At 67.1% G+C, this 22,030-nt stretch carries 21 protein-coding genes and 1 tRNA gene; 19 read left to right on the forward strand and 3 right to left on the reverse strand.

Features of this window, described 5'->3' with window-relative positions:
* Positions 1–7 precede the first annotated feature (7 nt).
* The 9 genes from ACTIEY_RS08800 (at position 8) to ACTIEY_RS08840 (ending at position 8,675) form a co-directional block, all read left to right on the forward strand.
* Positions 8–370: a hypothetical protein gene (locus ACTIEY_RS08800; protein WP_439518735.1), complete on the forward strand. Its 363-nt coding sequence runs from the start codon at positions 8–10 to the stop codon at positions 368–370.
* Between the two features lie 36 nt (positions 371–406).
* Positions 407–3,664 carry a carbamoyl-phosphate synthase large subunit gene (gene carB / locus ACTIEY_RS08805; RefSeq protein WP_439518736.1) on the forward strand — a complete coding sequence of 1,086 codons (3,258 nt, stop codon included), beginning with the start codon at positions 407–409 and terminating at the stop codon, positions 3,662–3,664.
* Between the two features lie 62 nt (positions 3,665–3,726).
* A complete protein-coding gene (locus tag ACTIEY_RS08810) occupies positions 3,727–4,701 on the forward strand; it encodes a helix-turn-helix domain-containing protein (RefSeq protein ID WP_439518737.1) in 975 nt (324 codons plus the stop codon).
* Between the two features lie 105 nt (positions 4,702–4,806).
* Positions 4,807–5,535 carry an alpha/beta fold hydrolase gene (locus ACTIEY_RS08815; RefSeq protein ID WP_439518738.1) on the forward strand — a complete coding sequence of 243 codons (729 nt, stop codon included), beginning with the start codon at positions 4,807–4,809 and terminating at the stop codon, positions 5,533–5,535.
* Between the two features lie 107 nt (positions 5,536–5,642).
* Positions 5,643–6,119, forward strand: coding sequence for a transcription elongation factor GreA (gene greA, locus ACTIEY_RS08820; protein WP_439518739.1), 477 nt, complete (start codon positions 5,643–5,645; stop codon positions 6,117–6,119).
* Positions 6,119–6,562, forward strand: a complete 444-nt coding sequence (locus ACTIEY_RS08825; protein ID WP_439518740.1) for a DUF4149 domain-containing protein — start codon at positions 6,119–6,121, stop codon at positions 6,560–6,562. Before greA ends, ACTIEY_RS08825 begins: the two co-directional genes overlap by 1 nt.
* Before the next feature lie 20 nt (positions 6,563–6,582).
* Positions 6,583–6,671, forward strand: a tRNA-Leu gene (locus tag ACTIEY_RS08830).
* 40 nt (positions 6,672–6,711) lie between these two features.
* Positions 6,712–7,335, forward strand: coding sequence for a DUF6806 family protein (locus tag ACTIEY_RS08835; RefSeq protein ID WP_439518741.1), 624 nt, complete (start codon positions 6,712–6,714; stop codon positions 7,333–7,335).
* Positions 7,336–7,367: 32 nt separating this feature from the next.
* On the forward strand, positions 7,368–8,675 hold the full coding sequence (locus tag ACTIEY_RS08840; RefSeq protein ID WP_439518742.1) for an MFS transporter: 1,308 nt from the start codon (positions 7,368–7,370) through the stop codon (positions 8,673–8,675).
* A 3-nt stretch (positions 8,676–8,678) separates the two neighbouring features.
* On the opposite strand, the gene murI is transcribed toward ACTIEY_RS08840, so the two are convergent.
* Both murI and ACTIEY_RS08850 read right to left on the reverse strand, forming a co-directional pair.
* A complete protein-coding gene (murI, locus tag ACTIEY_RS08845; RefSeq protein ID WP_439518743.1) occupies positions 8,679–9,464 on the reverse strand; it encodes a glutamate racemase in 786 nt (261 codons plus the stop codon).
* An 11-nt stretch (positions 9,465–9,475) separates the two neighbouring features.
* A complete protein-coding gene (locus ACTIEY_RS08850; RefSeq protein WP_439518744.1) occupies positions 9,476–11,029 on the reverse strand; it encodes a fumarate hydratase in 1,554 nt (517 codons plus the stop codon).
* A 215-nt stretch (positions 11,030–11,244) separates the two neighbouring features.
* Here ACTIEY_RS08850 and mbhE point away from each other — a divergent pair, with 215 nt between their 5' ends.
* From mbhE to fumC, 10 genes are read left to right on the forward strand one after another with little or no spacing between them, the layout of a single operon-like run.
* Complete coding sequence (gene mbhE / locus ACTIEY_RS08855) at positions 11,245–13,545, forward strand: hydrogen gas-evolving membrane-bound hydrogenase subunit E (protein ID WP_439518745.1); 2,301 nt, start codon at positions 11,245–11,247, stop codon at positions 13,543–13,545.
* Positions 13,542–13,943, forward strand: a complete 402-nt coding sequence (locus tag ACTIEY_RS08860) for an MnhB domain-containing protein (RefSeq protein ID WP_439518746.1) — start codon at positions 13,542–13,544, stop codon at positions 13,941–13,943. The genes mbhE and ACTIEY_RS08860 overlap by 4 nt, the downstream gene beginning before the upstream one ends.
* Positions 13,944–13,946: 3 nt before the next feature.
* The gene (locus tag ACTIEY_RS08865; protein WP_439518747.1) at positions 13,947–14,294 is read left to right on the forward strand and encodes an NADH-quinone oxidoreductase subunit K; all 348 of its coding nucleotides are present in this window, start codon (positions 13,947–13,949) and stop codon (positions 14,292–14,294) included.
* Positions 14,291–15,814 (forward strand): Na+/H+ antiporter subunit D, encoded by a 1,524-nt coding sequence (locus ACTIEY_RS08870; protein WP_439518748.1) that lies wholly within the window; start codon positions 14,291–14,293, stop codon positions 15,812–15,814. The genes ACTIEY_RS08865 and ACTIEY_RS08870 overlap by 4 nt, the downstream gene beginning before the upstream one ends.
* Positions 15,811–16,149, forward strand: a complete 339-nt coding sequence (locus ACTIEY_RS08875; RefSeq protein ID WP_439518749.1) for a Na+/H+ antiporter subunit E — start codon at positions 15,811–15,813, stop codon at positions 16,147–16,149. The genes ACTIEY_RS08870 and ACTIEY_RS08875 overlap by 4 nt, the downstream gene beginning before the upstream one ends.
* Positions 16,146–16,433, forward strand: coding sequence for a monovalent cation/H+ antiporter complex subunit F (locus ACTIEY_RS08880; protein WP_439518750.1), 288 nt, complete (start codon positions 16,146–16,148; stop codon positions 16,431–16,433). Before ACTIEY_RS08875 ends, ACTIEY_RS08880 begins: the two co-directional genes overlap by 4 nt.
* Positions 16,430–17,233 (forward strand): monovalent cation/H(+) antiporter subunit G, encoded by an 804-nt coding sequence (gene mnhG / locus ACTIEY_RS08885; protein ID WP_439518751.1) that lies wholly within the window; start codon positions 16,430–16,432, stop codon positions 17,231–17,233. Before ACTIEY_RS08880 ends, mnhG begins: the two co-directional genes overlap by 4 nt.
* A gap of 21 nt (positions 17,234–17,254) precedes the next feature.
* Positions 17,255–18,661 (forward strand): sensor histidine kinase, encoded by a 1,407-nt coding sequence (locus tag ACTIEY_RS08890; protein ID WP_439518752.1) that lies wholly within the window; start codon positions 17,255–17,257, stop codon positions 18,659–18,661.
* Positions 18,658–19,992, forward strand: a complete 1,335-nt coding sequence (locus ACTIEY_RS08895) for a sigma-54-dependent transcriptional regulator (RefSeq protein ID WP_439518753.1) — start codon at positions 18,658–18,660, stop codon at positions 19,990–19,992. The genes ACTIEY_RS08890 and ACTIEY_RS08895 overlap by 4 nt, the downstream gene beginning before the upstream one ends.
* The gene (gene fumC / locus ACTIEY_RS08900; protein WP_439518754.1) at positions 19,989–21,383 is read left to right on the forward strand and encodes a class II fumarate hydratase; all 1,395 of its coding nucleotides are present in this window, start codon (positions 19,989–19,991) and stop codon (positions 21,381–21,383) included. The genes ACTIEY_RS08895 and fumC overlap by 4 nt, the downstream gene beginning before the upstream one ends.
* 10 nt (positions 21,384–21,393) lie before the next feature.
* Here the strand turns inward: fumC and ACTIEY_RS08905 are convergent, their stop codons facing one another.
* Positions 21,394–21,996 carry a TIGR00645 family protein gene (locus tag ACTIEY_RS08905; RefSeq protein ID WP_439518755.1) on the reverse strand — a complete coding sequence of 201 codons (603 nt, stop codon included), beginning with the start codon at positions 21,994–21,996 and terminating at the stop codon, positions 21,394–21,396.
* Between the last annotated feature and the right edge of the window lie 34 nt (positions 21,997–22,030).

The following is a 22,030-nucleotide window of genomic DNA, read 5'->3' on the forward strand; positions in this document are numbered from 1 at the left end:
AGACGCCATGAAGCTCTTCAGTTTCCCGGTCTACACGGTGGAGAAAGCGATCGCCAAGCGCATGCTGACGCTGGAGTCGCCACATCGCGAGTGGTTCGGGCAACGTTGGGCCCAGAAGCCTTACCGAAAGTCGTTCCTGGAGAAGAAGGCCATGCCGCTGGTGACGCTGCTCGCCAAGTGCAAGACCTGGGACGACGAGACCTTCAACGCCGAGCTGGCAGCTTGGGACGCCCGCTTCTACGACGCAGAGGTCGAGGTGCTGCGTCCGCTGATCGAAGGCGATGGCCTGATTCAACTGATGCAGAAGAACGTGCCGGCCGAGCGCATGCAGGCGCTGCTCCACACACTGGATACCCAGCGCCAGGCCTGAGATGCCTCTCTGACCCGGCGCAACCCACCGCGAACCATGCCCAAAAGAACCGACATCCAGACCGTCCTCATCATCGGCGCCGGCCCCATCATCATCGGCCAGGCCTGCGAGTTCGATTACTCCGGCGTCCAGGCCTGCAAGGCGCTGCGCGAAGAAGGCTACCGCGTGGTGCTGATCAACAGCAACCCCGCCACCATCATGACCGACCCGGCCACGGCCGACGTCACCTACATCGAACCCATCACCTGGCAGACGGTGGAGAAGATCATCGCCAAGGAGCGACCACTCGCCAAAGGCGGCTTCGCCATCCTGCCGACCATGGGCGGCCAGACGGCGCTGAACTGCGCACTCGATCTCTGGCGCAATGGCGTGCTCGCCAGGCACGACGTGGAATTGATCGGCGCTACGCCCGAGGCCATTGACAAGGCAGAGGACCGCCTGAAGTTCAAGGACGCCATGACCAAGATCGGTCTGGGTTCTGCGCGCTCGGGCATTGCGCACAGCATGGAAGACGCCTGGAACGTGCAGAAGACGTTGGGCTTTCCCGTGGTGATCCGTCCCAGCTTCACACTGGGCGGCACCGGCGGCGGCATTGCCTACAACCCGGAAGAGTTCGAGACCATCTGCAAACGCGGCCTGGAGGCATCGCCCACCAATGAGTTGTTGATTGAGGAGTCGCTGCTCGGCTGGAAAGAGTATGAGATGGAGGTCGTGCGCGACAAGGCGGACAACTGCATCATCGTCTGCTCGATCGAGAACCTGGATCCGATGGGCGTGCACACCGGCGACTCCATCACCGTGGCGCCGGCCCAGACGCTCACCGACAAGGAATACCAGATCCTGCGCAACGCCTCGCTGGCGGTTCTGCGCGAGATCGGGGTGGACACCGGTGGTTCGAACGTGCAGTTCTCCATCAATCCCAAGGACGGGCGGATGGTGGTGATCGAAATGAACCCGCGCGTCTCGCGTTCGTCCGCACTGGCGTCGAAGGCCACGGGCTTCCCCATCGCCAAGGTCGCGGCCAAGCTGGCTGTGGGCTACACGCTCGATGAATTGCGCAACGAGATCACGGGCGGTGCAACCCCGGCGTCCTTCGAACCTTCGATTGACTACGTGGTCACGAAGATTCCACGCTTTGCGTTCGAGAAATTCCCCACCGCCGACAGCCGACTGACCACGCAGATGAAGAGCGTGGGCGAGGTCATGGCCATGGGTCGTACCTTCCAGGAAAGCTTCCAGAAGGCCCTTCGCGGCCTGGAGGTGGGCGTGGACGGCATGAACGAGAAGACGCAAGACCGCGAGACGCTGGAGCGTGAACTCGGCGAACCCGGCCCTGACCGAATCTGGTATGTGGGCGACGCCTTTGCCGCCGGCTGGACCATGGAAGAGGTGCACCAGTTCACCAAGATCGACCCTTGGTTCCTGGTGCAGATCGAGGAGATCGTGAAGATCGAGCTGGCGCTGGAGAAGACGAGCCTGGACGCGATCGACGCCGACACGCTGCGCGGCCTGAAGAAGAAGGGCTTCTCCGATCGCCGCCTGGCCAAGCTGCTCAAGACCAACGACCAGGCGGTGCGCGAACGCCGCATCGCGGAGAACATCCGCCCGGTCTACAAGCGGGTGGACACCTGCGCCGCCGAGTTCGCCACCGACACCGCCTACCTGTACTCCACCTACGAGGGCCATGGTGACGGCGAGTGCGAGGCTGAGCCGACGAGCAACAAGAAGATCATGGTGCTCGGTGGTGGCCCGAACCGCATTGGCCAGGGCATCGAGTTCGACTACTGCTGCGTGCACGCTGCGCTCGCCATGCGCGAGGACGGTTACGAGACCATCATGGTCAATTGCAATCCCGAGACCGTCTCCACCGACTACGACACCAGCGACCGCCTGTACTTCGAGCCGCTCACGCTCGAGGATGTGCTGGAGATCGTCGACAAGGAAAAGCCGCTGGGCGTAATCGTGCAGTACGGCGGTCAGACGCCCCTGAAGCTCGCGCTGGGCCTGGAAGCCGCGGGCGTACCGATCATCGGCACCAGTCCGGACATGATCGACGCGGCCGAAGACCGCGAGCGCTTCCAGCAACTGTTGCACACGCTCGGCCTGCGCCAGCCGCCCAACGCCACCGCACGCGCCGAGCCGGAGGCGCTGGAGAAGGCCGCTGCGCTGGGTTACCCGCTGGTGGTGCGCCCGAGTTATGTGCTCGGTGGTCGGGCCATGGAGATCGTGCATGAGCAGCGCGACCTGGAGCGCTACATGCGCGAAGCGGTCAAGGTCAGCAACGATTCGCCCGTCCTGCTCGACCGCTTCCTGAATGACGCCATCGAGTGCGACGTGGACGCGGTGCGCGACCACACCGGCCGTGTTTTCATCGGCGGCGTGATGGAGCACATCGAGCAGGCCGGCGTGCACAGTGGGGACTCCGCCTGTTCCCTGCCGCCGTACTACCTGAGCAAGGCCACCGTGGACGAGCTAAAGCGCCAGACGGCGGCCATGGCCGAAGGCTTGAACGTGGTCGGCCTGATGAACGTGCAGTTCGCCATCCAGGAGGTGGAAGAGAACGGCGTGAAGAAGGATCTCATCTTCGTGCTGGAAGTGAACCCACGCGCCTCGCGCACGGTGCCCTTCGTTTCCAAAGCCACCGGCATTCAGCTGGCCAAGGTGGCGGCCCGCTGCATGGCGGGCCAGTCGCTTGACGCACAGGGCATCGGCGCCGAAGTGACGCCACCCTACTTCAGCGTCAAGGAGGCGGTGTTTCCCTTCGTGAAGTTCCCGGGTGTGGACACCATTCTTGGCCCCGAGATGAAGTCCACGGGTGAGGTCATGGGTGTGGGCAAGACCTTTGGCGAGGCGTTCGTCAAGAGCCAGATCGGTGCCGGCACCAAGTTGCCCACCTCGGGCAAGGTCTTCCTGACCGTGAAGAATGGCGACAAGCCGCGTGCGGTGGAGATCGCGCGCCAGCTGGTCGACATGGGGTTCGAGCTGGTGGCCACGCGCGGTACCGCGGCGGCCATCAGCGCGGCGGGTGTGGCGGTGCAGACGGTGAACAAGGTCACCGAAGGCCGGCCCCATATCGTGGACGCCATCAAGAACGGTGACATTGTTCTGGTGATCAACACGGTGGAAGAGCGCCGCAACGCGATCACCGACTCTCGCGCCATCCGCACATCGGCGCTGCTGGCCCGCGTGACCACCTTCACCACCATAGCTGGTGCCGAAGCCGCGGTCGAGGGCATGAAGTACCTCGATACGCTGGACGTCATCTCGGTGCAGGAGATGCACGCGCAGCTCTGACGCGGGCCGTACTGCGGGTTTGCGCCAAGGCGCCTGCCCACGTGCGGCGCTACATTGCTGCCATGGACACCGGCAGCGCTCCTCCACCTGGCCTGGCCCGTCAGTGGTCCACCGATCAGGTGGCCGCCCCGGGCCGGCTCGACTACTGGGTGGGTGCGATCTGCGAGGCCTTTCTGGAGATGGATTGCAGCTCGCGGCAGCCGCAGGCCTTCGAGGGGCGGCTGACCAGCGTGCCGGTGGGCCCGCTGTCGTTCAACCAGGTGGAAGCCACCACGCAGGACGTCTACCGCACACGCTCGGGCATCGCGCGCAGTGCCAGCCATCCCTTCTACCTCATCACCCACCGCCAGACCGCCTGGCATGTGCGCCAGGGTGGGCATGGCGTGGGGCTGCGTGCAGGCGATGCGGTGCTGGTCGATTCGGCGCACCTGTATGAACTGCACTTTCCGGAATCGGTCGAGGTCATGTCGATCCAGCTGCCTCGCGCCTGGGTCGGACAGTGGCTCGCGCGGGTGGACGACCCCACGCCTCGCGTGGCGCGCCGCGACCAGGGCTGGGGCAGGGCGCTCTCGGGCCTTTCGCTTCAGTTCGCGCACGAGCCACTGCTCGCGGCGGGTTACCCGGCGCCCTTGCTGTGCGACCAGCTCGGCGCCATGTTGGCCGCCGCGCTAGAGCCCGAGGTACCGACTCGCACGTCGGCATCACAGGACCTGGTCCATCGTGCCCGCCAGCTCCTTCAGGGTCAGCTGGACCAGCCCGGTCTGACGGCGCAGCGCGTCGCCGATCAGCTCGGCGTATCGGTGCGCACCCTGCACCGCGCCTTTGCCCGCGAGTCCACGGGCTTTGCGCTGCACCTGCGCCAGCTCCGTCTGGAACGCGCGGCCCGGTTGCTCGAGCAGGGGCGACTGGCGCATGTCTCGGTGTCTGAACTCGGTCGGCGCTGCGGATTTGCGGACCCCTCCCATTTCGTGCGCGAGTTCCAGCGGCACTTCCGCACCACGCCCGCGCGCTGGCGGCGCGACCGGCTCTCGCGCTGATCCGTTGCCTGGCGCGATCCGGCCACCGCCTTGGCACACCTGGGCCATTTGCCCCGTTTGCGCTGCCTAAGCTTTGAGGCTCCCAACCACCCAGGAGACCTTTCCATGGCAGATACCTATGTTCTCGTGCACGGCGCCTGGCACACCGGCGCTGAATTGGAGCCTGTGGCGCAGCACCTGCGTGAGCGCGGCCACATCGTTCACTGTCCCACGCTGGCCGGCAACCGGCCCGAAGACGACCGGGCCACCAGCGGCCTGAGCGAAGCGGCCCAGTCGGTGATCGACTACCTGGAGCACCACGACCTGCGCAACGTCCGCCTGGTGGGCCACAGCTACGGCGGCATGGTCATCAGCAAGGTGGCCGACGTGGTGCCCGATCGCATCGCCCGGCTGGTGTACTGGTGCGCTTTCGTCCCCTTGAGTGGGGAATGCCTGAATGACATGGTGCCGCCGCACTACAAGGCGCTGTTCGATCAGATCGCCAGTGCCAACGGCAACGCGGTCATGCTGCCGTACCCCATCTGGCGCGAGGCTTTCATCAACGACGCCGATGCGGCGCTGGCGCAAACCAGCTTCGAACGCCTCAACCTTCAGCCCTACCGCACGTTCACCGAGCCGGTGGTGCTTCAAACCGAGCTGGCTGCCAAGCCCATGGGCAAGAGCTATCTGCTCTGCACCGAAGACACGGCCCTGCCGCACAGCATGCCGTGGCATCCCCGCCTGTCGGAGCGGCTGGGCCTGTACCGGCTGGTGAGCTGTCCGGGAAGCCATGAACTGTGCTTCACCGACCCGGCCCTGCTGGCCCGCAAGATGGAAGAAGCCGGGCGCGACTGACGCGCGTTTGCCCCGATGGGGCATCGGATTCTTTCGCGGCATAATGGGTTTTCATGAACACCGCCGAGCGGCAACGCCCGGCGGTTTGCTTTTGGAGACACGCACACATGGCCACCATTCCGATCACCAAGCGCGGCGCCGAGAAGCTCAAGGAAGAACTGCACCGGCTCAAGACCGTGGACCGACCCTGGGTCATCAACGCCATTGCCGAGGCGCGCGCTCAGGGTGACCTGAGCGAGAACGCCGAATACGACGCGGCCAAGGACCGTCAGGGATTCATCGAAGGCCGCATCGCCGAGATCGAGGGCAAGCTCTCTGCCGCCCAGATCATCGATCCCACCCAGCTCGACGCCGGCGGCAAGGTGGTGTTCGGTGCCACCGTGGAGCTGGAGGACGAAGACAGTGGAACTGCCGTCACTTACCAGATCGTCGGCGAAGACGAGGCAGACCTGAAGCAGGGCCTGGTCAACATCAGCAGCCCCATCGCGCGGGCCCTGATCGGCAAGGAGGAGGGCGATGTGGCTGAAGTCCAGGCGCCCGGCGGCACCCGGCGCTTCGAAATCGTGGCCATCCGCTACGCCTGATGCCCCTGCAACGGCTCTCTGTGGTCCTGGCTGCTCTCTGGTGGGGTGGCATCGCGGGGCTGAGTTTTCTCGCGGTGCCTCTGCTGTTCGCCACGATGGGCAGCCCGGCTGCCGCCGGGCCAGTGGCAGCCCGCATCTTTTCCCTGCAGTGCTGGGCCGGGCTCGTGATCGGGCTGGCGCTGCTGCTGCTGTTGCGCCGCTGGCGCGGCGAGGGCGTGGCCATCGCTCCCGAAGCCCTGACCATCATGGGCTTCGTCCTGTTCGCGATGCTGCTGGCCCTGATGCAGGAGTTCGCCGTGGCCCAGAACATCATCACCGCCCGCGCCATGGGTGGCAACCTGCGCCTGTGGCACGGCGTGGGCACGGTCATGGTGCTGGGGCAGTGGCTGTGTGCCGGCGCCGTGCTCTGGCGCCTGGCGGGTGCGCGCCCGGTCCAGGGGTGACCTGCGACAATCCACCCTCGGCCTCGATGGTGAAACTGGTAAACACAGGGGACTTAAAATCCCCCGTCGCGAGAGCGGCTTGGCGGTTCGAGTCCGCCTCGAGGCACCAGGCTAGGTTTTTTCCGGTTTCGCCGGTACAGTGAGTTTCCATGACCCGATACAACGCGCCCTTCGAGATCCATGTGCACGGCGACGTGCCGCTGCGTGAGGACGTGGTCTTCGGACAGATCCAGGATGCGCTCAAGCCCCTTTGGCAATACGCGGGGGCCAAGTCGCTCGCGGCGGCCGCCGAGAGCAGCTATGAAGACGAGCCTGGCATCCGGTTCGACGCCGAATCGCACGTGCTGCAGATCTGCTGGACGGTGCCGGGGGACGAGGATTTTCGCCAGGTGATCGAGGAGGCCTGCATGGGCCTGAACGACATTGCTTCGGCCGGCGCGCCGCTCGAAGTGTCGTTCTACGACGCCGAGTACGACGAGGAAGACGAATCGGCCGAGGACGAAGCCCGCGACGATTTCCTGATGTGCTTCGTGGGCCCTACGCCCGCTGCCATCATGCAGGTGCAGCGCGACCTGCTCGTGCAGGATGTGCTGCATGTCATGGAGCGTCATTTCGACCAGTCCGAACTCGGTGACGTGGTGGCCTCCATCGACAAGCTGTTCTCGCAGCGCTTTGAAGCGCTGGTGAGTTCCATGCAGCTCGGCAAGCCACCGCGCGGTTTTGGTGGCTCTTCAGGCCACGGCGGTCCGCGCAAGCCACGCCATCTGCACTGACCCTGCGCGCCGTCTCTCACCGCGGAGCGCGCATGGCCTTTTTTTCCACCGATGCCCTGAACCCCGGCGTGCGCAAGCGCGAGGTGTTTGGCTGGGCGATGTACGACTTCGCCAACTCGGGCTACACCACCGTCGTCATCACGGCGGTGTTTGCGGCCTATTTCGTGGGTGCGGTGGCCGGCGGGGCCGACTGGGCGACGTTCGCCTGGACGGCAGCGCTGAGCGTGTCGCACCTGATCGTGATGTTCACCATCCCGGCCATGGGCGCCTGGGCCGACCGGCACGCGGCCAAGAAGCGCCTGCTGATGATGACGACCGTGGGCTGTGTCTTGGCCACGGCGGCACTCGGCCTCGTGGGTCCGGGGGCGGTGGCGCTGGGCGTGGTGCTCATCGTGGTGTCCAACGTGTTCTTTGCCTGGGGGGAGTCGCTCGTGGCTTCCTTCCTGCCCGAACTGGCGCGCGCGCAGGCCATGGGGCGCGTGAGCGGCTGGGGATGGAGCCTGGGCTATGTGGGCGGCATGCTGGCGCTGGGGCTGTGCCTGGGCTATGTGCTCTGGGCGCAGGCCCAGGGGCAGAAGGCGGAGCAGTTCGTGCCGGTGACGATGCTCATCACCGCTGCCGTGTTCGGCATGGCGGCGCTGTTCACCCTGGTGCTGCTGCGCGAGCGGGCGCAGCCTGTAACTGGCGCGCGAGGCGGCTGGCGCGACTCGCTGCGACAATTGCAACGCACTTTCCAGCAGGCTCGCCGCTACCGGGACTTCATGTGGCTGCTGGCCTGCGTGGCGGCCTACCAGGGCGGTGTGGCGGTGGCGATCACGCTGGCGGCCATCTATGCGGAGCAGGTCATCGGCTTCGTGCAGCAGGAAACCATGGTGCTCATCTTCGTGCTGAACATTGCGGCGGCGCTCGGTGCGCTGGCGTTCGGTTACTGGCAGGATCGCCTCGGCCACAAGCTGGCGCTGGGCATCACGCTCGTGGGCTGGGTGGCGACCTGCATCATCGCGGCGCTGACCACCACCAAGGGGGGTTTCTGGTATGCCGCCGCCATCGCCGGCGTGTGCATGGGATCGAGCCAGTCTTCTGGCCGGGCGATGGCGGGCATGCTGGCGCCGCCTGCACAACTGGCCGAATTCTTTGGCCTGTGGACCTTCGCCACGCGCGTGGCCAGCATCATCGGTCCGCTGAGCTATGGCGCCATCACCTGGATGACCGGGGGCAACCAGCGCCTGGCGATCGGCTTCACCGCCGTGCTGTTCCTGATCGGTCTGGCGCTGCTGATGCCGGTGAACATGGCCCGTGGGCGCGCGGCTGCCACGGGCGAGACGCTTCCCGCGCGCTGAGCTTCAGACGGGCAGCGGCTCGGCGGTGGTGTGCACCGACAGCCAGCGCTGCGCCGCCTGGGACAATGCCCGCGTGCAGCCGCTGGTGAGCAGGATGGGCGTCATGGCCTGCGAGCTCGACACGACGGATTCACCCAGCACTTCACGCGTGCGCCTGGCCACCGGGGCACCCGTGTCCACCAGGGTGACCTTCGCACCACAGAGGCGGCTCAGCAACCCACTCGCGAAGGGGTAGTGTGTGCACCCCAGCACCAGCGTGTCCATGTCGGGTCCCGCCTGCTCGCGCAGGGCGCTCACGTAGCGTTCGCACAAGGCCATCGTGGCAGCGGCATCGTTCCGCTCGATGGCGTCGGCCAGGCCATCGCAAGGTTGGCAGCTGAAATTGAGCGATTTTGTGGCGGCCGACATCTGTCGAGCCAGCAGTTGCGCAAACCGCGCGCTGCCCAGCGTGCCGCGCGTGGCCATCACGCCGATGCGCCCGCTGGCACTGTGGGCCGCAGCCGGTTTGAGGGCGGGCTCGACGCCGATCACCGGCAGGTCGGGATGGTTTGCCCGCAGGCCGTCGATGGCCTGCGCCGTGGCGGTGTTGCAGGCCACCACCAGCGCGTCGATGGCGTGGGCATCTCGCAGGTGTGCCGTCATGCCCTGGCAGCGCGCCGCCACCTCGGCTGCCGCGCGCTCGCCGTACGGCGCGTGCGCGCTGTCGGCCACATACACAAAGCGGGTGCCTGGCAGCTCGGCGAGCAGGGCGCGCAGCACGCTCAGGCCGCCCACCCCGCTATCGAACACGCCGACCGTCTTCAAGCGGCGGCGACGCTGATGCCCTTGAATTCGCCGGTGGCAATGCGCTTCTGCCACTCGGCGGGACCGGTGATGTGGGCGCTGGTGCCGCCGGCATCCACGGCCACCGTCACCGGCATGTCGACCACGTCGAATTCATAGATGGCTTCCATGCCCAGGTCTTCGAATCCCACCACCTTCGCGTGCTTGATGGCCTTGGACACGAGATAGGCCGCGCCCCCGACGGCCATGAGGTAAGCGCTCTGGTGCTTCTGGATCGACTCGATGGCCACCGGGCCTCGCTCGGCCTTGCCGATCATGGCGATCAGGCCGGTCTGCGACAGCATCATGTCGGTGAACCCGTCCATCCGCGTCGCGGTGGTCGGGCCGGCCGGGCCCACGGCCTCGTCGCGCACCGGGTCGACCGGGCCGACGTAGTAGATGACGCGGTTGGTGAAGTCCACCGGCAGCTTCTCGCCCTTGGCCAGCATGCCCTGGATGCGTTTGTGTGCGGCGTCGCGGCCGGTGAGCATCTTGCCGTTGAGCAGCAGGGTCTGTCCCGGCTTCCAGCTCGCGACTTCGGCCTTGGTCAGGCGGTTGAGGTCCACGCGCTGGCTCTTCTGCGTGTCGGGCACCCAGTTGACGTTGGGCCACAGGTCCAGACTCGGCGCGTCCAGGTACACCGGGCCGCTGCCATCGAGCACGAAATGCGCGTGGCGCGTGGCCGCGCAGTTGGGAATCATGGCCACCGGCTTGCTCGCTGCGTGCGTGGGGTACATCCGGATCTTTACATCCAGCACCGTGGTGAGACCACCCAGGCCCTGCGCGCCGATGCCCAGCGCGTTCACCTTCTCGTAGAGCTCCAGGCGCAGTTCTTCGACCTGGTCGAGCTTCTCGCCCTTCGATGCCTTGGCCTGCAGCTCGTACATGTCGATGTCGTCCATCAGGCTTTCCTTGGCCATCAGGACGGCTTTTTCCGCCGTGCCGCCGATGCCGATGCCCAGCATGCCCGGCGGGCACCAGCCCGCGCCCATGGTCGGCACGGTCTTGAGCACCCAGTCCACCACCGAATCGCCGGGGTTGAGCATGATCATCTTGCTCTTGTTCTCGCTGCCACCCCCCTTGGCCGCCACGGTCACTTCCACCGTGTCGCCGGGCACGAGCTCGGTGAAGATCACGGCAGGCGTGTTGTCCTTCGTGTTCTTGCGGGCGAACTGGGGATCGGCCACCACCGAGGCGCGCAGCTGGTTGTCCGGGTGGTTGTAGCCCTGGCGCACGCCCTCGTTGATGGCGTCTTCCAGGCTGCCGCTGAAGCCTTCGAGCTTCACGTTCATGCCTACCTTCAGGAACACGTTCACGATGCCGGTGTCCTGGCAGATCGGGCGGTGTCCGGTCGCGCTCATCTTGCTGTTGGTGAGGATCTGCGCGATCGCATCCCTGGCGGCCTCGCTCTGCTCACGTTCGTAGGCGCGCGCCAGGTGGGCGATGTAGTCGGCCGGGTGGTAGTAGCTGATGTACTGGAGGGCGGCGGCGATGCTCTCGACGAGGTCATCGCGCTGGATCGTGGTCGTCATGGGGAGGACTGGTGTGGGGTTGATGGAGGGCCGCTGGGCAGTGTAGCCAAGGCACCCGTGTTCAGCTTTGTGAACATCGGGCGACCACGGGTTGCGAATGCTGAACACGGGAAGGCCCGCGTTCATGCAAGTGGTTGATTTTAAAGGCCTGAAGAGACCCTGGTGGTCGGCACGGCGCTTGCGAACAGCCTCCCGCAAGGAGATTCCTCAGCGTGATGCTCGCCACGCTCGTTTTTTCAACTTTTGCCGCGGGTTTCCTGGCGCCGACGCTGGTGCGCAGGGGACTCGCCCACGGCCTGGCGCTGCTGCCGGCGGCCTTGTTCGTGGCGTTCCTTTCGTGGTGGCCCGAGGTCACGAGCGGCCAGGTGGTGCTGCAGCAGCACGCCTGGATTCCCAGCCTGGGCGTGAGCCTGTCTTTGCGGCTCGATGGTCTGTCGCTGCTCTTTGCGCTGCTCATCACCGGCATCGGCACCGGCATCTACCTCTTCGCCGCGAGCTACCTGCGCGGTTCGGCGGATCTGCCGCGCTTCTTTGCATTCCTCACGCTGTTCATGGGGGCCATGCTGGGCGCCGTGCTGGCCGATGACCTGATCGCGCTGCTGGTGTTCTGGGAACTCACCAGCCTGACGTCGTTCCTGCTGATCGGCTACGAACCGGAAAAGGCCGCGTCGCGGCGGGCAGCGCAGCAGGGGCTGCTGATCACCGTGGCGGGTGGCCTGTGTCTGCTGGCAGGCATCGTGCTGCTGGATTCGGTCGCCGGTTCTCTGCGTCTCACCGACATCCTGGCCCAGGGGCCGATGCTGATCGATCACCCCCTGACGCCGGCCATCATCCTGCTCGTGGCGCTGGGCGCTTTCGCGAAGTCCGCCCAGGCGCCGCTGCACGCCTGGCTGGCCAACGCCATGGCGGCGCCGACGCCGGTCTCCGCCTTCCTGCATTCGGCCACCATGGTCAAGCTCGGCGTCTACCTGCTGGCGCGCATGAACCCCGGGCTGGGCGAGCATCCGCTGTGGAGCGCCTTGCTGGTGCCGGTCGGCCTGCTCACCATGCTGACCGGCACCCTGATGGCGTTGCGCGCGACCGACCTCAAACGCTTGCTGGCGTATTCCACGGTGGTGTCGCTGGGCACCCTCATCACGCTCATCGGCCTGCCGCATCCCATGGCAGTGACGGCGGTGGTCACGTTCCTGCTGGCGCACGCCCTCTACAAGGCCTGTCTTTTCATGGTCGCTGGCATCGTGGACCACGCCACCGGCACGCGCGACGCCACGCGACTCGGCGGGCTGGCCCGTTCCATGCCGGTCACGGCGCTGGTGGTGGTGCTGGCCGGTCTCTCGATGGCCGGGCTGCCCCCGTTCGTGGGCTTCCTGGGCAAGGAGCTCATGTACGAGGCGGCACTGGGAGGTTCGTGGTGGCCGGTGGGTGTGGCATTGGCGGCCAACGTCTGCATGGTGGTGGTGGCGGGTGTCGTGGCATGGCGCTGCTTCTTCAGCGCCGCGCAGCCCACGCCGTCGACCCCGCACGATCCCGACGTTGCGATGTGGGCCGGTCCGCTGGTGCTGGCCGCGCTCGGCCTGCTGTTCGGCCTGGTGCCGCAGTGGCCCGCTGCCTTGCTGGCACCCGCGGCCAGCGCGGTGGCGGGGCGAACGGTGGAGCTGCAGCTCTCGCTCTGGCACGGCTTCACGCCCATGCTGGCGCTCAGCGGTCTCACCCTGTTGCTCGGAGGCCTGGCGCTGGCCTGCTGGCCTGCGCTGCGCAGCCGTCTGGCTGGCTGGTCGGCGATCGACCGGTGGGGCACCGACAGCGCCTATGACCATGCCATCCTGGGGCTTCAGCGCGTGGCTGCCTGGCAGACGCGCCGCATCCAGACCGGCAGCCTGCGGCGTTACCTGGGCACCTTTTTCGCCTTCTCGGCCTTCTGTCTTCTGCTCACGCTGTGGTTGCGTGGAGGCTTCGCGGTGGCGTGGCCGGACTGGAACGAGGTCGGCCCGGAAGTGGCCCTGCCGGTGCTGCTGGTGCTCGCCTCCGCCGCCGTGTTGCGAGCGGCCAGCTTCATGGCCGGCATCGTCACCGCCGGCATGGTGGGTTTCCTGGTGGCGCTGACCTTCCTGTTCCGTGGTGCACCCGATCTGGCGTTCACGCAGTTCTCGGTCGAGGCGCTGGCCATCGTCATCCTGCTGGCCATCGTCGGGCGCATGCCGTTTCACGAAGTGGACATGCGTCGACGCGGCGAACGCCGACGCGACGCGCTGATTGCCGCTGGCTTCGGGCTGGTGGCCACGCTGGTGCTGCTCGCCGTGGTGGCCACGCCGTTCGACGCACGTCTCTCCGACTTTTTCCGGGCTGCCAGCGTGCCGGAGGCGCATGGCCGCAACCTGGTCAACGTGATCATCGTGGACTTCCGAGCGCTGGACACGCTGGGGGAGATCGCCGTGCTGACGCTCGCCGCGCTCGCGGCGGCGGCCGTCATCTCCAGCGTGCGCGCCCGCCGGGCCGATGAGGAGGAGGCCGCATGAACCCGCTGATCCTTCGCGTGTGCGGCCGCCTGGTGCTGCCGGTGGCGCTGGCCTTCTCGCTGTTCCTGCTCTGGCGCGGCCACAACGAACCCGGTGGTGGGTTCGTGGGCGGGCTCATGGCGGCGGCGGGCTTTGCCATCCATGCGCTACCCCGTGGTCGCGAACGGCTGCTGGCCACGCTGCGCCTCTCGCCCGGTGGCATCGCGGCGGTCGGCCTGCTGCTGGCCGTGGCCTCGGGCCTGCCGGGCCTTCTGCTGGGCCAGCCGTTCCTCACGCACCAGTGGGCCCTCTGGGACAGCGGCTTCGTCATTGGCACCGCGCTGCTCTTCGACATCGGCGTGTACCTCGCCGTGCTCGGCTCGGTGCTGGTGTTCCTCTCGCATTACCTGGACGACTGATCGATGGAATTCTTCTTCGTGCTGGCCTTCGGTTTCATGGCTGCCATCGCTGCCTACCTGCTGATGTCGCGCAATGTGCTGCGCATCGTGCTGGGACTTTTGCTGCTCGGCAACACGGCCAACCTGTCCATCTTCATCTCCGGCCGTCTGGGCTCGCGCGTGCCGCCGCTGGTACCGGAAGGTGAGACGGTGATTGCCATCAGCGCCAATCCGCTGCCGCAGGCGCTCATCCTCACCGCCATCGTGATCTCGTTCGCGCTGGTGGCCTACGCCGTGGTGCTGTTCGAACAGGCGCACCAGCGCCTGGGCACGCTGGACACCGAAGCCATGCGCGAGGCGGAGCCGAAATGATCAGTCACCACCTGCTGCTCACGCTACCGGTGGCGATTCCACTGGTGACGCTATCGGTCTGCGCGTTGCTGCACGGCCACCCGCTCAAGCAGCGCAGCGTCAGCATGGCGGGCAGCGTGGCGCTGCTGGTGGCCGCCGTCGCGCTGCTGGTGGCGGTGTACGACGGCACCATCCTCGCCACGCAGTTCGGCTCATGGGCGGCGCCATTCGGCATCAGCTTCGTGGCCGATCTGCTCTCCGCCGTCATGGTGCTGGTCACGGCGGTGATGGCGGTGGCGGTCTCGGTGTATGCCCTGGTGAATGGTGCGCAGAAGCGCGAGCGTGCTTTCTTCCACCCGCTCTACCACGGCCTCCTGATGGGGGTGTGCGGTGCTTTCCTCACCGGCGACCTGTTCAACCTGTACGTGTGGTTCGAGATCATGCTGATCGCCTCGTTCGGCCTGCTCGTGGTGGGCGGCACGCGCGCGCAGCTCGACGCCGGGGTCAAGTACGTGGCACTCAACCTGGTGGCCACCACGCTGTTCCTGATGGCGGTGGGCTTTCTCTACGGCCTCACCGGCACGCTGAACATGGCCGACCTGGCGCGCACCTTGCCGGGCGTGGAGAACCAGGGCCTGGTGACGACGCTGGCGGTGATGTTCCTGCTCGCCTTCGGCTCCAAGGCTGCGCTGTTCCCGCTCTTCTTCTGGCTGCCCGCCGCGTACCACACGGCCAGCGCGCCGGTGGTGGCGATCTTCGCGGCGCTGCTCACCAAGGTCGGTGTGTACGCCATCCTGCGCAGCTTCACGCTCATCTTCACGGGCGATGCCGGCTACACCGGGCCCATCATCGGCGCGGTGGCGGTGCTCACCATGGTCACGGGCGTGCTGGGGGCGGCCGCGCACTTCGACATCCGCCGGATCCTCTCGTTCCACATCATCAGCCAGATCGGCTACATGCTGGTGGGCATTGCGGTGGCCACGCCGCTCGCGCTGGCCGGTTCGGTGCTCTATGTGGTGCACCACATCGTGGTCAAGGCCAACCTCTTCCTCATTGCGGGTGCCATGCGCCTGGCGGGTGGCAGTTACGACCTGAAGGCCATGGGCGGCCTGCACCGCAGCACACCCCTGCTGGCGCTGCTGTTTGCGATCCCCGCGTTGTCACTGGCCGGGGTGCCTCCGCTCTCGGGCTTCTGGGCCAAGTTTGTGGTGGTCAAGTCCAGCCTGGACGCGGGCCACACGGTGCTGGCCGGCGTGGCGCTGGCCGTGGGGGTTCTCACCCTGTATTCCATGGTGAAGATCTGGAACGAGGCGTTCTGGAAAAGCCCGGTTGCGCCGCTTGACGGGCCGGCCGCGGCATGGCGAGCGGCACCGCGCACCCGCTGGGCCATGTTGCTGCCGGTCGGCGCGCTGGCTGCGATCACGTTGACCATCGGCCTGGCCACCGAACCCTTCATCGACTTTTCCGTCCGCGCGGCCGACCAGTTGCTGATGCCGCGCGCCTACATCGAGGCCGTGCTCGGCCAGGAGGTATCCCCATGATGAGATCGATCTGGAACTGGCTGGTGCTCGGAGGCCTTTTCATGCGCGAGCTGCTGCTCTCGGTGCACCAGGTGGCGCTGACCGTGTTGCGCCCTGGGCGCGCGTTGCGCAGCGGCATCGTGGCCATTCCGCTCACGGTGCGCAGCGACGCCGGCATCGCCATGCTGGCCAACATGGTCACGCTCACGCCCGGCACCACCAGCCTGCACGTGTCGACCGACCGCCGCACGCTGTACGCCCATGTGATGAACCTCGAAGGCGATCCGGTGGCGCAGATCGTGGATGGATTCGAAGCCCGCGTCTGCGCCGCGCTGGGTGAGGAGAAAGCACCATGAACCTTCCCATCTGGGTCCTGGCCATCACGGCCGTGTTGTTGCTGGTGGCGATGTTGCTGGCTGGTGTGCGCATCGTGCGCGGCCCGCATGCCGCCGACCGAGTGGTGGCGCTGGACATGCTCAGCCTGCTCGGCGTGGCGGCCGCGGCGCTGGCGGCCGTGGTGGCAGAGAGCCCGGCGTTCGTCGACATCGCGCTGGGCGTGGCGCTCATCGGCTTTCTGGCCACGGTGGCGTTCGCCGCTTTCATCGAACGCGGTTCGATCCGCGAGGAGGACACCCCATGACCACCTGGCTGGCTTCCCTGTTGCTGGTAGGAGGTGCCCTGGTGTGCCTGCTCGCATCCACCGGCGTGCTGCGCCTGCAGGACTTCTTCATGCGCATGCACGCGGCCACCAAGGCCGGCGTGGTGGGCAGTGGCCTGGTGCTGCTGGGTGTGGCGGTGGCCGATGGCAGCCTGGCCACCTGGGTCAAGGTGGGACTGGCGATCGTCTTCCTGCTCCTGACCACCCCGGTGGCCGGCCATCTGCTGGGCCGCGCAGCCTATGTGGGCGGCGCGCCCATGTGGGAAGGGACGGCGCAGGACAGCCTGGACAAGGTGCTGCCGCGCGGCCGTTTCGGGGCCGAGCGCAGCCCGGTGCAGCGTGTGGTGCTCGCGCTCACCGAAGGGCCGCATGTGGACCAGGCGATGGACCAGGCGGTGCAGCTCGCGCGTCAGCACGGCGCCGAACTGTGCGGTGTGGCCATCATCGATGCACCGCGCCTGGCCAACGTGGGGCCGGTGTCCGCCTGGGGCATCACCTACGCGCAGCGCATGCGCGAGCGGCGCCTGATGCAGGCTCGGCAGACAGCCGCCGATGTGATCCAGCGCTTCGAGCAGAAGGCGCTCAAGTCGGGCCTGACCTGGTCGGTGCGGCTGGAGGAAGGACGCCCCCGCCGACTGCTGCAGGGCATGGCCGCTGCGGGCACGGTGGTGGCGGTGGCACCCGAGGCGTGGTTCGACCAGGGGGTGCTGGAGCTGCGCGTGGATGTGGTGCAGCGCCTGCGCTGGCGCGGTCCGGTGCCGCTCAAGCTTCTGGGGGATTGACGGCGCTGGTAAGGTCGGCGAATGCCGACAGCCCGTTCCATGCTTGCCTGGTACCGACGTCTTCCGCTGACCGTGCGCCTGCCGGCAGTGGTGGCGGTGATGATCTTTGCCGCCGCCATCGGCACCACCCAGGTGGCGCTTCACACCGTGTCGCGCCAGTTCGAATCGCAGATGGCGAACATCGGGCAGGTGTACCTCGACGGACTGTCCGCGGCTCTGGTGCCTGCGTTTGCCACCGGCGACGCGGCCGCGGTCACGCGCGTGTTGGAGCTTTCCCTGGCGGTGACCGAGGGGGTGGAGGACCGTCGCCTGGCCGTACTGGATGCCCGGGGGCAGGCGCTGGCACAGGTCGAGCGCGAGGGCCTGGACGACATGCCATGGCCGCAGGAAGTGCTCGATGTGGCCCAGGGCGCACGGCTCGCCGATGACGACCAGAGCATCTGGGTCTGGCGCACGCTGGACCACTCGCACCGCGTGCTGGCCAATCTGGATGTGACGGCGTTCAGCGAAGAGCGCGAACAATTGCGCTGGGGCCTGGTGCTGCTCGATCTGCTGGTGAGCGTGGTGTGTGCCTTGCTCGGGTTTCTCGTGGCGCGACAGATGCAGCGCCCGGTGGCGCTTGTCACCCAGCACCTGCAACAAGGCCTGGCGGTGCCGGAATCGCTCATCCAGGCCAGCGACCCGGAGTCCGCGCGGCTGATGCGCGCAGTCAACCGCATGGCCGACGATGCCCGCGAACGCGAGGCCATGCTCGCGCTGTTGTCGGAGCAGGAGCGAGAGGCGGTGCTCGGGCGGCTGGCGGCCACGCTGGCGCACGAGGTGCGCAACCCGCTGGGCGGCATGGTCACCGCGGTGCAGACCCTGCGCAAGTTCGGCGATCAGCCTGAGGCGCGGCAGGACGCGCTCGAGTTCATCGAGCGCGGCGTGCTCGCCTTGCGCGACGTGGTGGATGCGACGCTCAAGACCCATCGCCCGGGTGCTGGGGACAGGCGCCTTCGCCTGCAGGACCTGCAGGATGTGCAGCGCCTCGTGGCGGGCGACGCCGCGCAGCGCGGCGTGGAGGTGGCGTTCGAAGCCGCGCCCGGCCTGCCCGACGAGTTGCCTCTCGCCGCCACGGAAGTGCGTCAGGTGCTGCTCAATCTCCTGATCAACGCGGTCCGAGCCACCGGGCAGGGCGGCCGCGTGCGCCTGTCCGTCAAGCAACAGGACCAGACCCTGGTGCTGGAGGTGATCGATCAGGGCGGCGGCATGGCGCCCGATGTGGCCCGCAGCCTGACGCGAGGCGAAGCGCACGCTGGCCAGGGCGGCCTGGGCGTGGCCGTCATCGTGCGCCTGGTTCGCCAGTTGCGGGGGCGCGTCTCGGTCGATGCACACTCGCAGGGCGGCACCCACATCACTTTGCACCTGCCGCTGGACGCCAAGCCATGATCGACATCCTGCTGATCGAAGACGACCGCGTGCTCGGCGGCGCCCTCGCGCAACGCCTGCGCCTGGAGGGGTTTGGCGTGCGCTGGGCCGAAAGCTGCGCGCAAGCCATGGAGGCCCTGCGTTCGCGACGGCCCGGCTTCGTGGTCTCCGACATCCGCCTGCCCGATGGCTCGGGGGAAGACCTCTACCGGCGTGCGATGCCGTACCTGGGGGACACGCCCATCCTGTTCGTCACCGCCTTTGCCGACATCGGCCAGGCGGTGCGCCTGGTGCGTGCGGGCGCCGACGACTACCTCACCAAACCCTACGACGTCGATGCGCTCGTGGCGCGTGTGCGCTCCCTGGCTCAGGATCCATCGGACCACGAGGCTTCGGCAGGCACCGAGGCGGCGTTCGGCCTCTCGCCAGCGACCGTGGGTCTGGAACGCGACCTGCAGCGCCTGGCCCCGCGCGACCTGGCGGTGCTGCTGCGTGGAGAAACCGGCGTGGGCAAGGAAGTGGCGGCCCGGCACATCCACGCCCTGTCGCCCCGCGCGGCGCAACCCTTCGTCGCGGTCAATTGCGGCGCCATTGCCCGCGAACTGATGGAAAGCCAGTTCTTCGGGCATGAGCGCGGGGCCTTTACCGGGGCCAGTTCGGCGCATGCCGGTTATTTCGAGGAAGTGGGAGAGGGCACGCTGTTCCTGGACGAGATCGGCGAACTCGATGCCCGCCTGCAGACCGCTTTGTTGCGCGTCCTGCAGGATGGCGGCTTTCGACGCCTGGGTGGCCGCAGCGAGCTGCGTTTCAAAGGCCGCCTGGTGGCGGCGACCAACGCCGATCTGCAGGCGCGCATCGCCCAGCGCGAGTTTCGAGAAGACCTGTACTTTCGCCTCGCGGTGGTCGAGCTCACCATCCCGCCCCTGCGTCAGCGACGAGATGAAATCGCGCCTTTGGCCAACCGCTTCCTGCGCGAGGCGTCCGAGCGAAACGGCATGGCCGGCCTGAGTATGGACGAGGCGGCCCTGGCTGCCTTGCTGTTGCATCCCTGGCCGGGCAACGTGCGCGAGCTGCGCAACCGCATCGAGCGCGCGGCCGCGCTGGTGGAAGGCGAGCGCGTCACCGCATCCGACCTGTTTCCGGAGGAGCGCCTGGACGCAGCCGCGCCCGTCACACTGGCCGATGCGCGCGAGCAGGCCGAGCTGGACCAGATCGAGCACGCGCTGGCGCTCTCCGGTGGCCGCGTGTCCGAGGCAGCGCGCCGGCTGGGCATTTCGCGCACCACGCTGTGGAAACGGCGGCGCAAGCAAACCGATGGCGAAGACGCTTCGCCCACAGGAGACCCATCATGAACACCCGTGCCATGCGCACCGAGCGCGACACCTTCGGCCCGATCGACGTGCCGGCCGACCGCCTGTGGGGCGCGCAGACGCAGCGATCGCTGCAGAACTTCGACATCTCGGGCGAGCGCCAGCCGAGCGAGATCATCCGCGCGCTGGCACAGGTCAAGCGCGCCAGCGCGGTGGTGAATCGGCAATTGGGGCTGCTCGACGAGGGCAAGAGCAGGGCGATCGTCGCCGCTGCCGACGAAGTCATCGCCGGCCAGCACGAGGCCGAGTTCCCGCTGGTGGTGTGGCAGACCGGATCGGGCACGCAGACCAACATGAACGTCAACGAGGTGCTCGCCAATCGGGCCAGCGAGCTGATGGGCGGCGAGCGCGGAGAAGATCGCCTGGTCCACCCCAACGACGATGTGAACCGCAGCCAGTCGAGCAACGACGTGTACCCGACGGCCATGCACATCGCCGCGGTGGACGCCATCACGCACCGGTTGCTGCCCGCCTTGGCTCGGCTGCGCGGCACGCTGGAGACCAAGGCGCGCGATTTCGACGACATCGTGAAGATCGGCCGCACCCACCTGCAGGACGCGACGCCGCTCACCCTGGGGCAGGAGATGTCGGGCTGGGTGGCGCAACTCGCGCACGGCGAGAAGCATGTGCGCGACGCGCTGCCACACCTGTGCGAACTGGCCCTGGGCGGCACGGCGGTGGGGACGGGTCTGAACGCGCCCAAGGGTTACGCGCAAGGGGTGGCGCGCGAACTGGCCGAACTCACTGGCCTGCCGTTCGTGACCTCGCCGAACAAGTTCGAGTCACTCGCTTCGGTCGATGCGCTGGTGCATGCCCATGGTGCCCTCAAGACGCTGGCGGCCAGCCTGAACAAGATTGCCAACGACGTGCGCTGGCTGGCCAGCGGGCCGCGCAGCGGCATCGGCGAGCTGCGCATTCCGGAGAACGAGCCGGGATCGTCTATCATGCCGGGCAAGGTCAACCCGACCCAGAGCGAAGCAGTGACGATGCTGTGCGCTCAGGTGTTGGGCAACGACGTGGCGATCAACATCGGTGGCGCCAGCGGCAATTTCGAGCTCAACGTGTTCCGGCCGATGGTGGCTCACAACTTCCTGCAGAGCGTGCGCCTGCTGGCCGACGGCATGGTGAGCTTCAACGACCATTGCGCGGTGGGCATCGAGCCCGAGCGGGAGCGCATCGCCGAGCTGGTGTCGCGCTCGCTCATGCTCGTGACGGCGCTCAATCCCCACATCGGCTACGACAAGGCGGCCTTCATTGCCAAGAAGGCGCACAAGGAAGGCAGCAGCTTGCGCGAGGCGGCGATCGCATCAGGCCACGTCACGGCCGAGCAGTTCGACCAGTGGGTGCGTGCGGATCAGATGGTGGGGCGCTGAACCGGCAACCTCAGTGCTCGTCCCGGGGAGCGGGATGCGCCATCAGGCGGTCGGTCATGGCGATGGCCATGGCACTGAGCAGGAACACGACGTGGATGATGGTCTGCCACATCAAGACCTTTTCGTCGTAGTTCGCGGCGTTGATGAAGGTCTTGAGCAGGTGGATGGAGCTGATGCCGATGATGGCGGTGGCCAGCTTCACCTTCAGCACCGACGCGTTCACGTGGCTCAGCCACTCGGGCTGGTCGGGGTGGTTCTCCAGGTGCATGCGGCTGACGAAGGTTTCGTAGCCACCCACGATCACCATGATCAGCAGGTTGGAGATCATCACCACGTCAATGAGGGCCAGCACCACCAGCATGATGACGGTCTCGTTGAGCCCCGTGAGTTGCACATCGCTCTTGTAGCCGATGCTGTGGATCAGCTTGTCCAGCGCCACCTGGCTGCCGAAGGCGGCTTCGATCAGGTGCACCAGTTCGACCCAGAAGTGGAAGACATAGATGCCCTGGGCGGCGATCAGCCCGATGTACAGCGGCAGTTGCAGCCACCGGCTGGCAAAGATCAGGTTGGGCAGGGCGCGCACGGAGGCGGGCGGTTTGACGGGGTCGGTCATGGACGTGGGGTGGTTGGCGATGCCGGAATGGGCG

The organism is Hydrogenophaga sp., from assembly GCF_051858985.1.
Taxonomy (GTDB): domain Bacteria; phylum Pseudomonadota; class Gammaproteobacteria; order Burkholderiales; family Burkholderiaceae_C; genus Hydrogenophaga.

Coding starts and splice junctions, on each gene's coding strand:
- ACTIEY_RS08800 (WP_439518735.1), top strand. CDS start 8: ATGAAGCTCTTCAGTTTCCCGGTCTACACGGTGGAGAAAGCGATCGCC.
- ACTIEY_RS08895 (WP_439518753.1), top strand. CDS start 18,658: ATGATCGACATCCTGCTGATCGAAGACGACCGCGTGCTCGGCGGCGCC.
- ACTIEY_RS08890 (WP_439518752.1), top strand. CDS start 17,255: ATGCCGACAGCCCGTTCCATGCTTGCCTGGTACCGACGTCTTCCGCTG.
- ACTIEY_RS08870 (WP_439518748.1), top strand. CDS start 14,291: ATGATCAGTCACCACCTGCTGCTCACGCTACCGGTGGCGATTCCACTG.
- ACTIEY_RS08880 (WP_439518750.1), top strand. CDS start 16,146: ATGAACCTTCCCATCTGGGTCCTGGCCATCACGGCCGTGTTGTTGCTG.
- fumC (WP_439518754.1), top strand. CDS start 19,989: ATGAACACCCGTGCCATGCGCACCGAGCGCGACACCTTCGGCCCGATC.
- ACTIEY_RS08875 (WP_439518749.1), top strand. CDS start 15,811: ATGATGAGATCGATCTGGAACTGGCTGGTGCTCGGAGGCCTTTTCATG.
- carB (WP_439518736.1), top strand. CDS start 407: ATGCCCAAAAGAACCGACATCCAGACCGTCCTCATCATCGGCGCCGGC.
- ACTIEY_RS08835 (WP_439518741.1), top strand. CDS start 6,712: ATGACCCGATACAACGCGCCCTTCGAGATCCATGTGCACGGCGACGTG.
- ACTIEY_RS08840 (WP_439518742.1), top strand. CDS start 7,368: ATGGCCTTTTTTTCCACCGATGCCCTGAACCCCGGCGTGCGCAAGCGC.
- mnhG (WP_439518751.1), top strand. CDS start 16,430: ATGACCACCTGGCTGGCTTCCCTGTTGCTGGTAGGAGGTGCCCTGGTG.
- ACTIEY_RS08850 (WP_439518744.1), bottom strand. CDS start 11,029: ATGACGACCACGATCCAGCGCGATGACCTCGTCGAGAGCATCGCCGCC.
- ACTIEY_RS08905 (WP_439518755.1), bottom strand. CDS start 21,996: ATGACCGACCCCGTCAAACCGCCCGCCTCCGTGCGCGCCCTGCCCAAC.
- ACTIEY_RS08860 (WP_439518746.1), top strand. CDS start 13,542: ATGAACCCGCTGATCCTTCGCGTGTGCGGCCGCCTGGTGCTGCCGGTG.
- ACTIEY_RS08825 (WP_439518740.1), top strand. CDS start 6,119: ATGCCCCTGCAACGGCTCTCTGTGGTCCTGGCTGCTCTCTGGTGGGGT.
- ACTIEY_RS08815 (WP_439518738.1), top strand. CDS start 4,807: ATGGCAGATACCTATGTTCTCGTGCACGGCGCCTGGCACACCGGCGCT.
- ACTIEY_RS08865 (WP_439518747.1), top strand. CDS start 13,947: ATGGAATTCTTCTTCGTGCTGGCCTTCGGTTTCATGGCTGCCATCGCT.
- mbhE (WP_439518745.1), top strand. CDS start 11,245: ATGCTCGCCACGCTCGTTTTTTCAACTTTTGCCGCGGGTTTCCTGGCG.
- ACTIEY_RS08810 (WP_439518737.1), top strand. CDS start 3,727: ATGGACACCGGCAGCGCTCCTCCACCTGGCCTGGCCCGTCAGTGGTCC.
- greA (WP_439518739.1), top strand. CDS start 5,643: ATGGCCACCATTCCGATCACCAAGCGCGGCGCCGAGAAGCTCAAGGAA.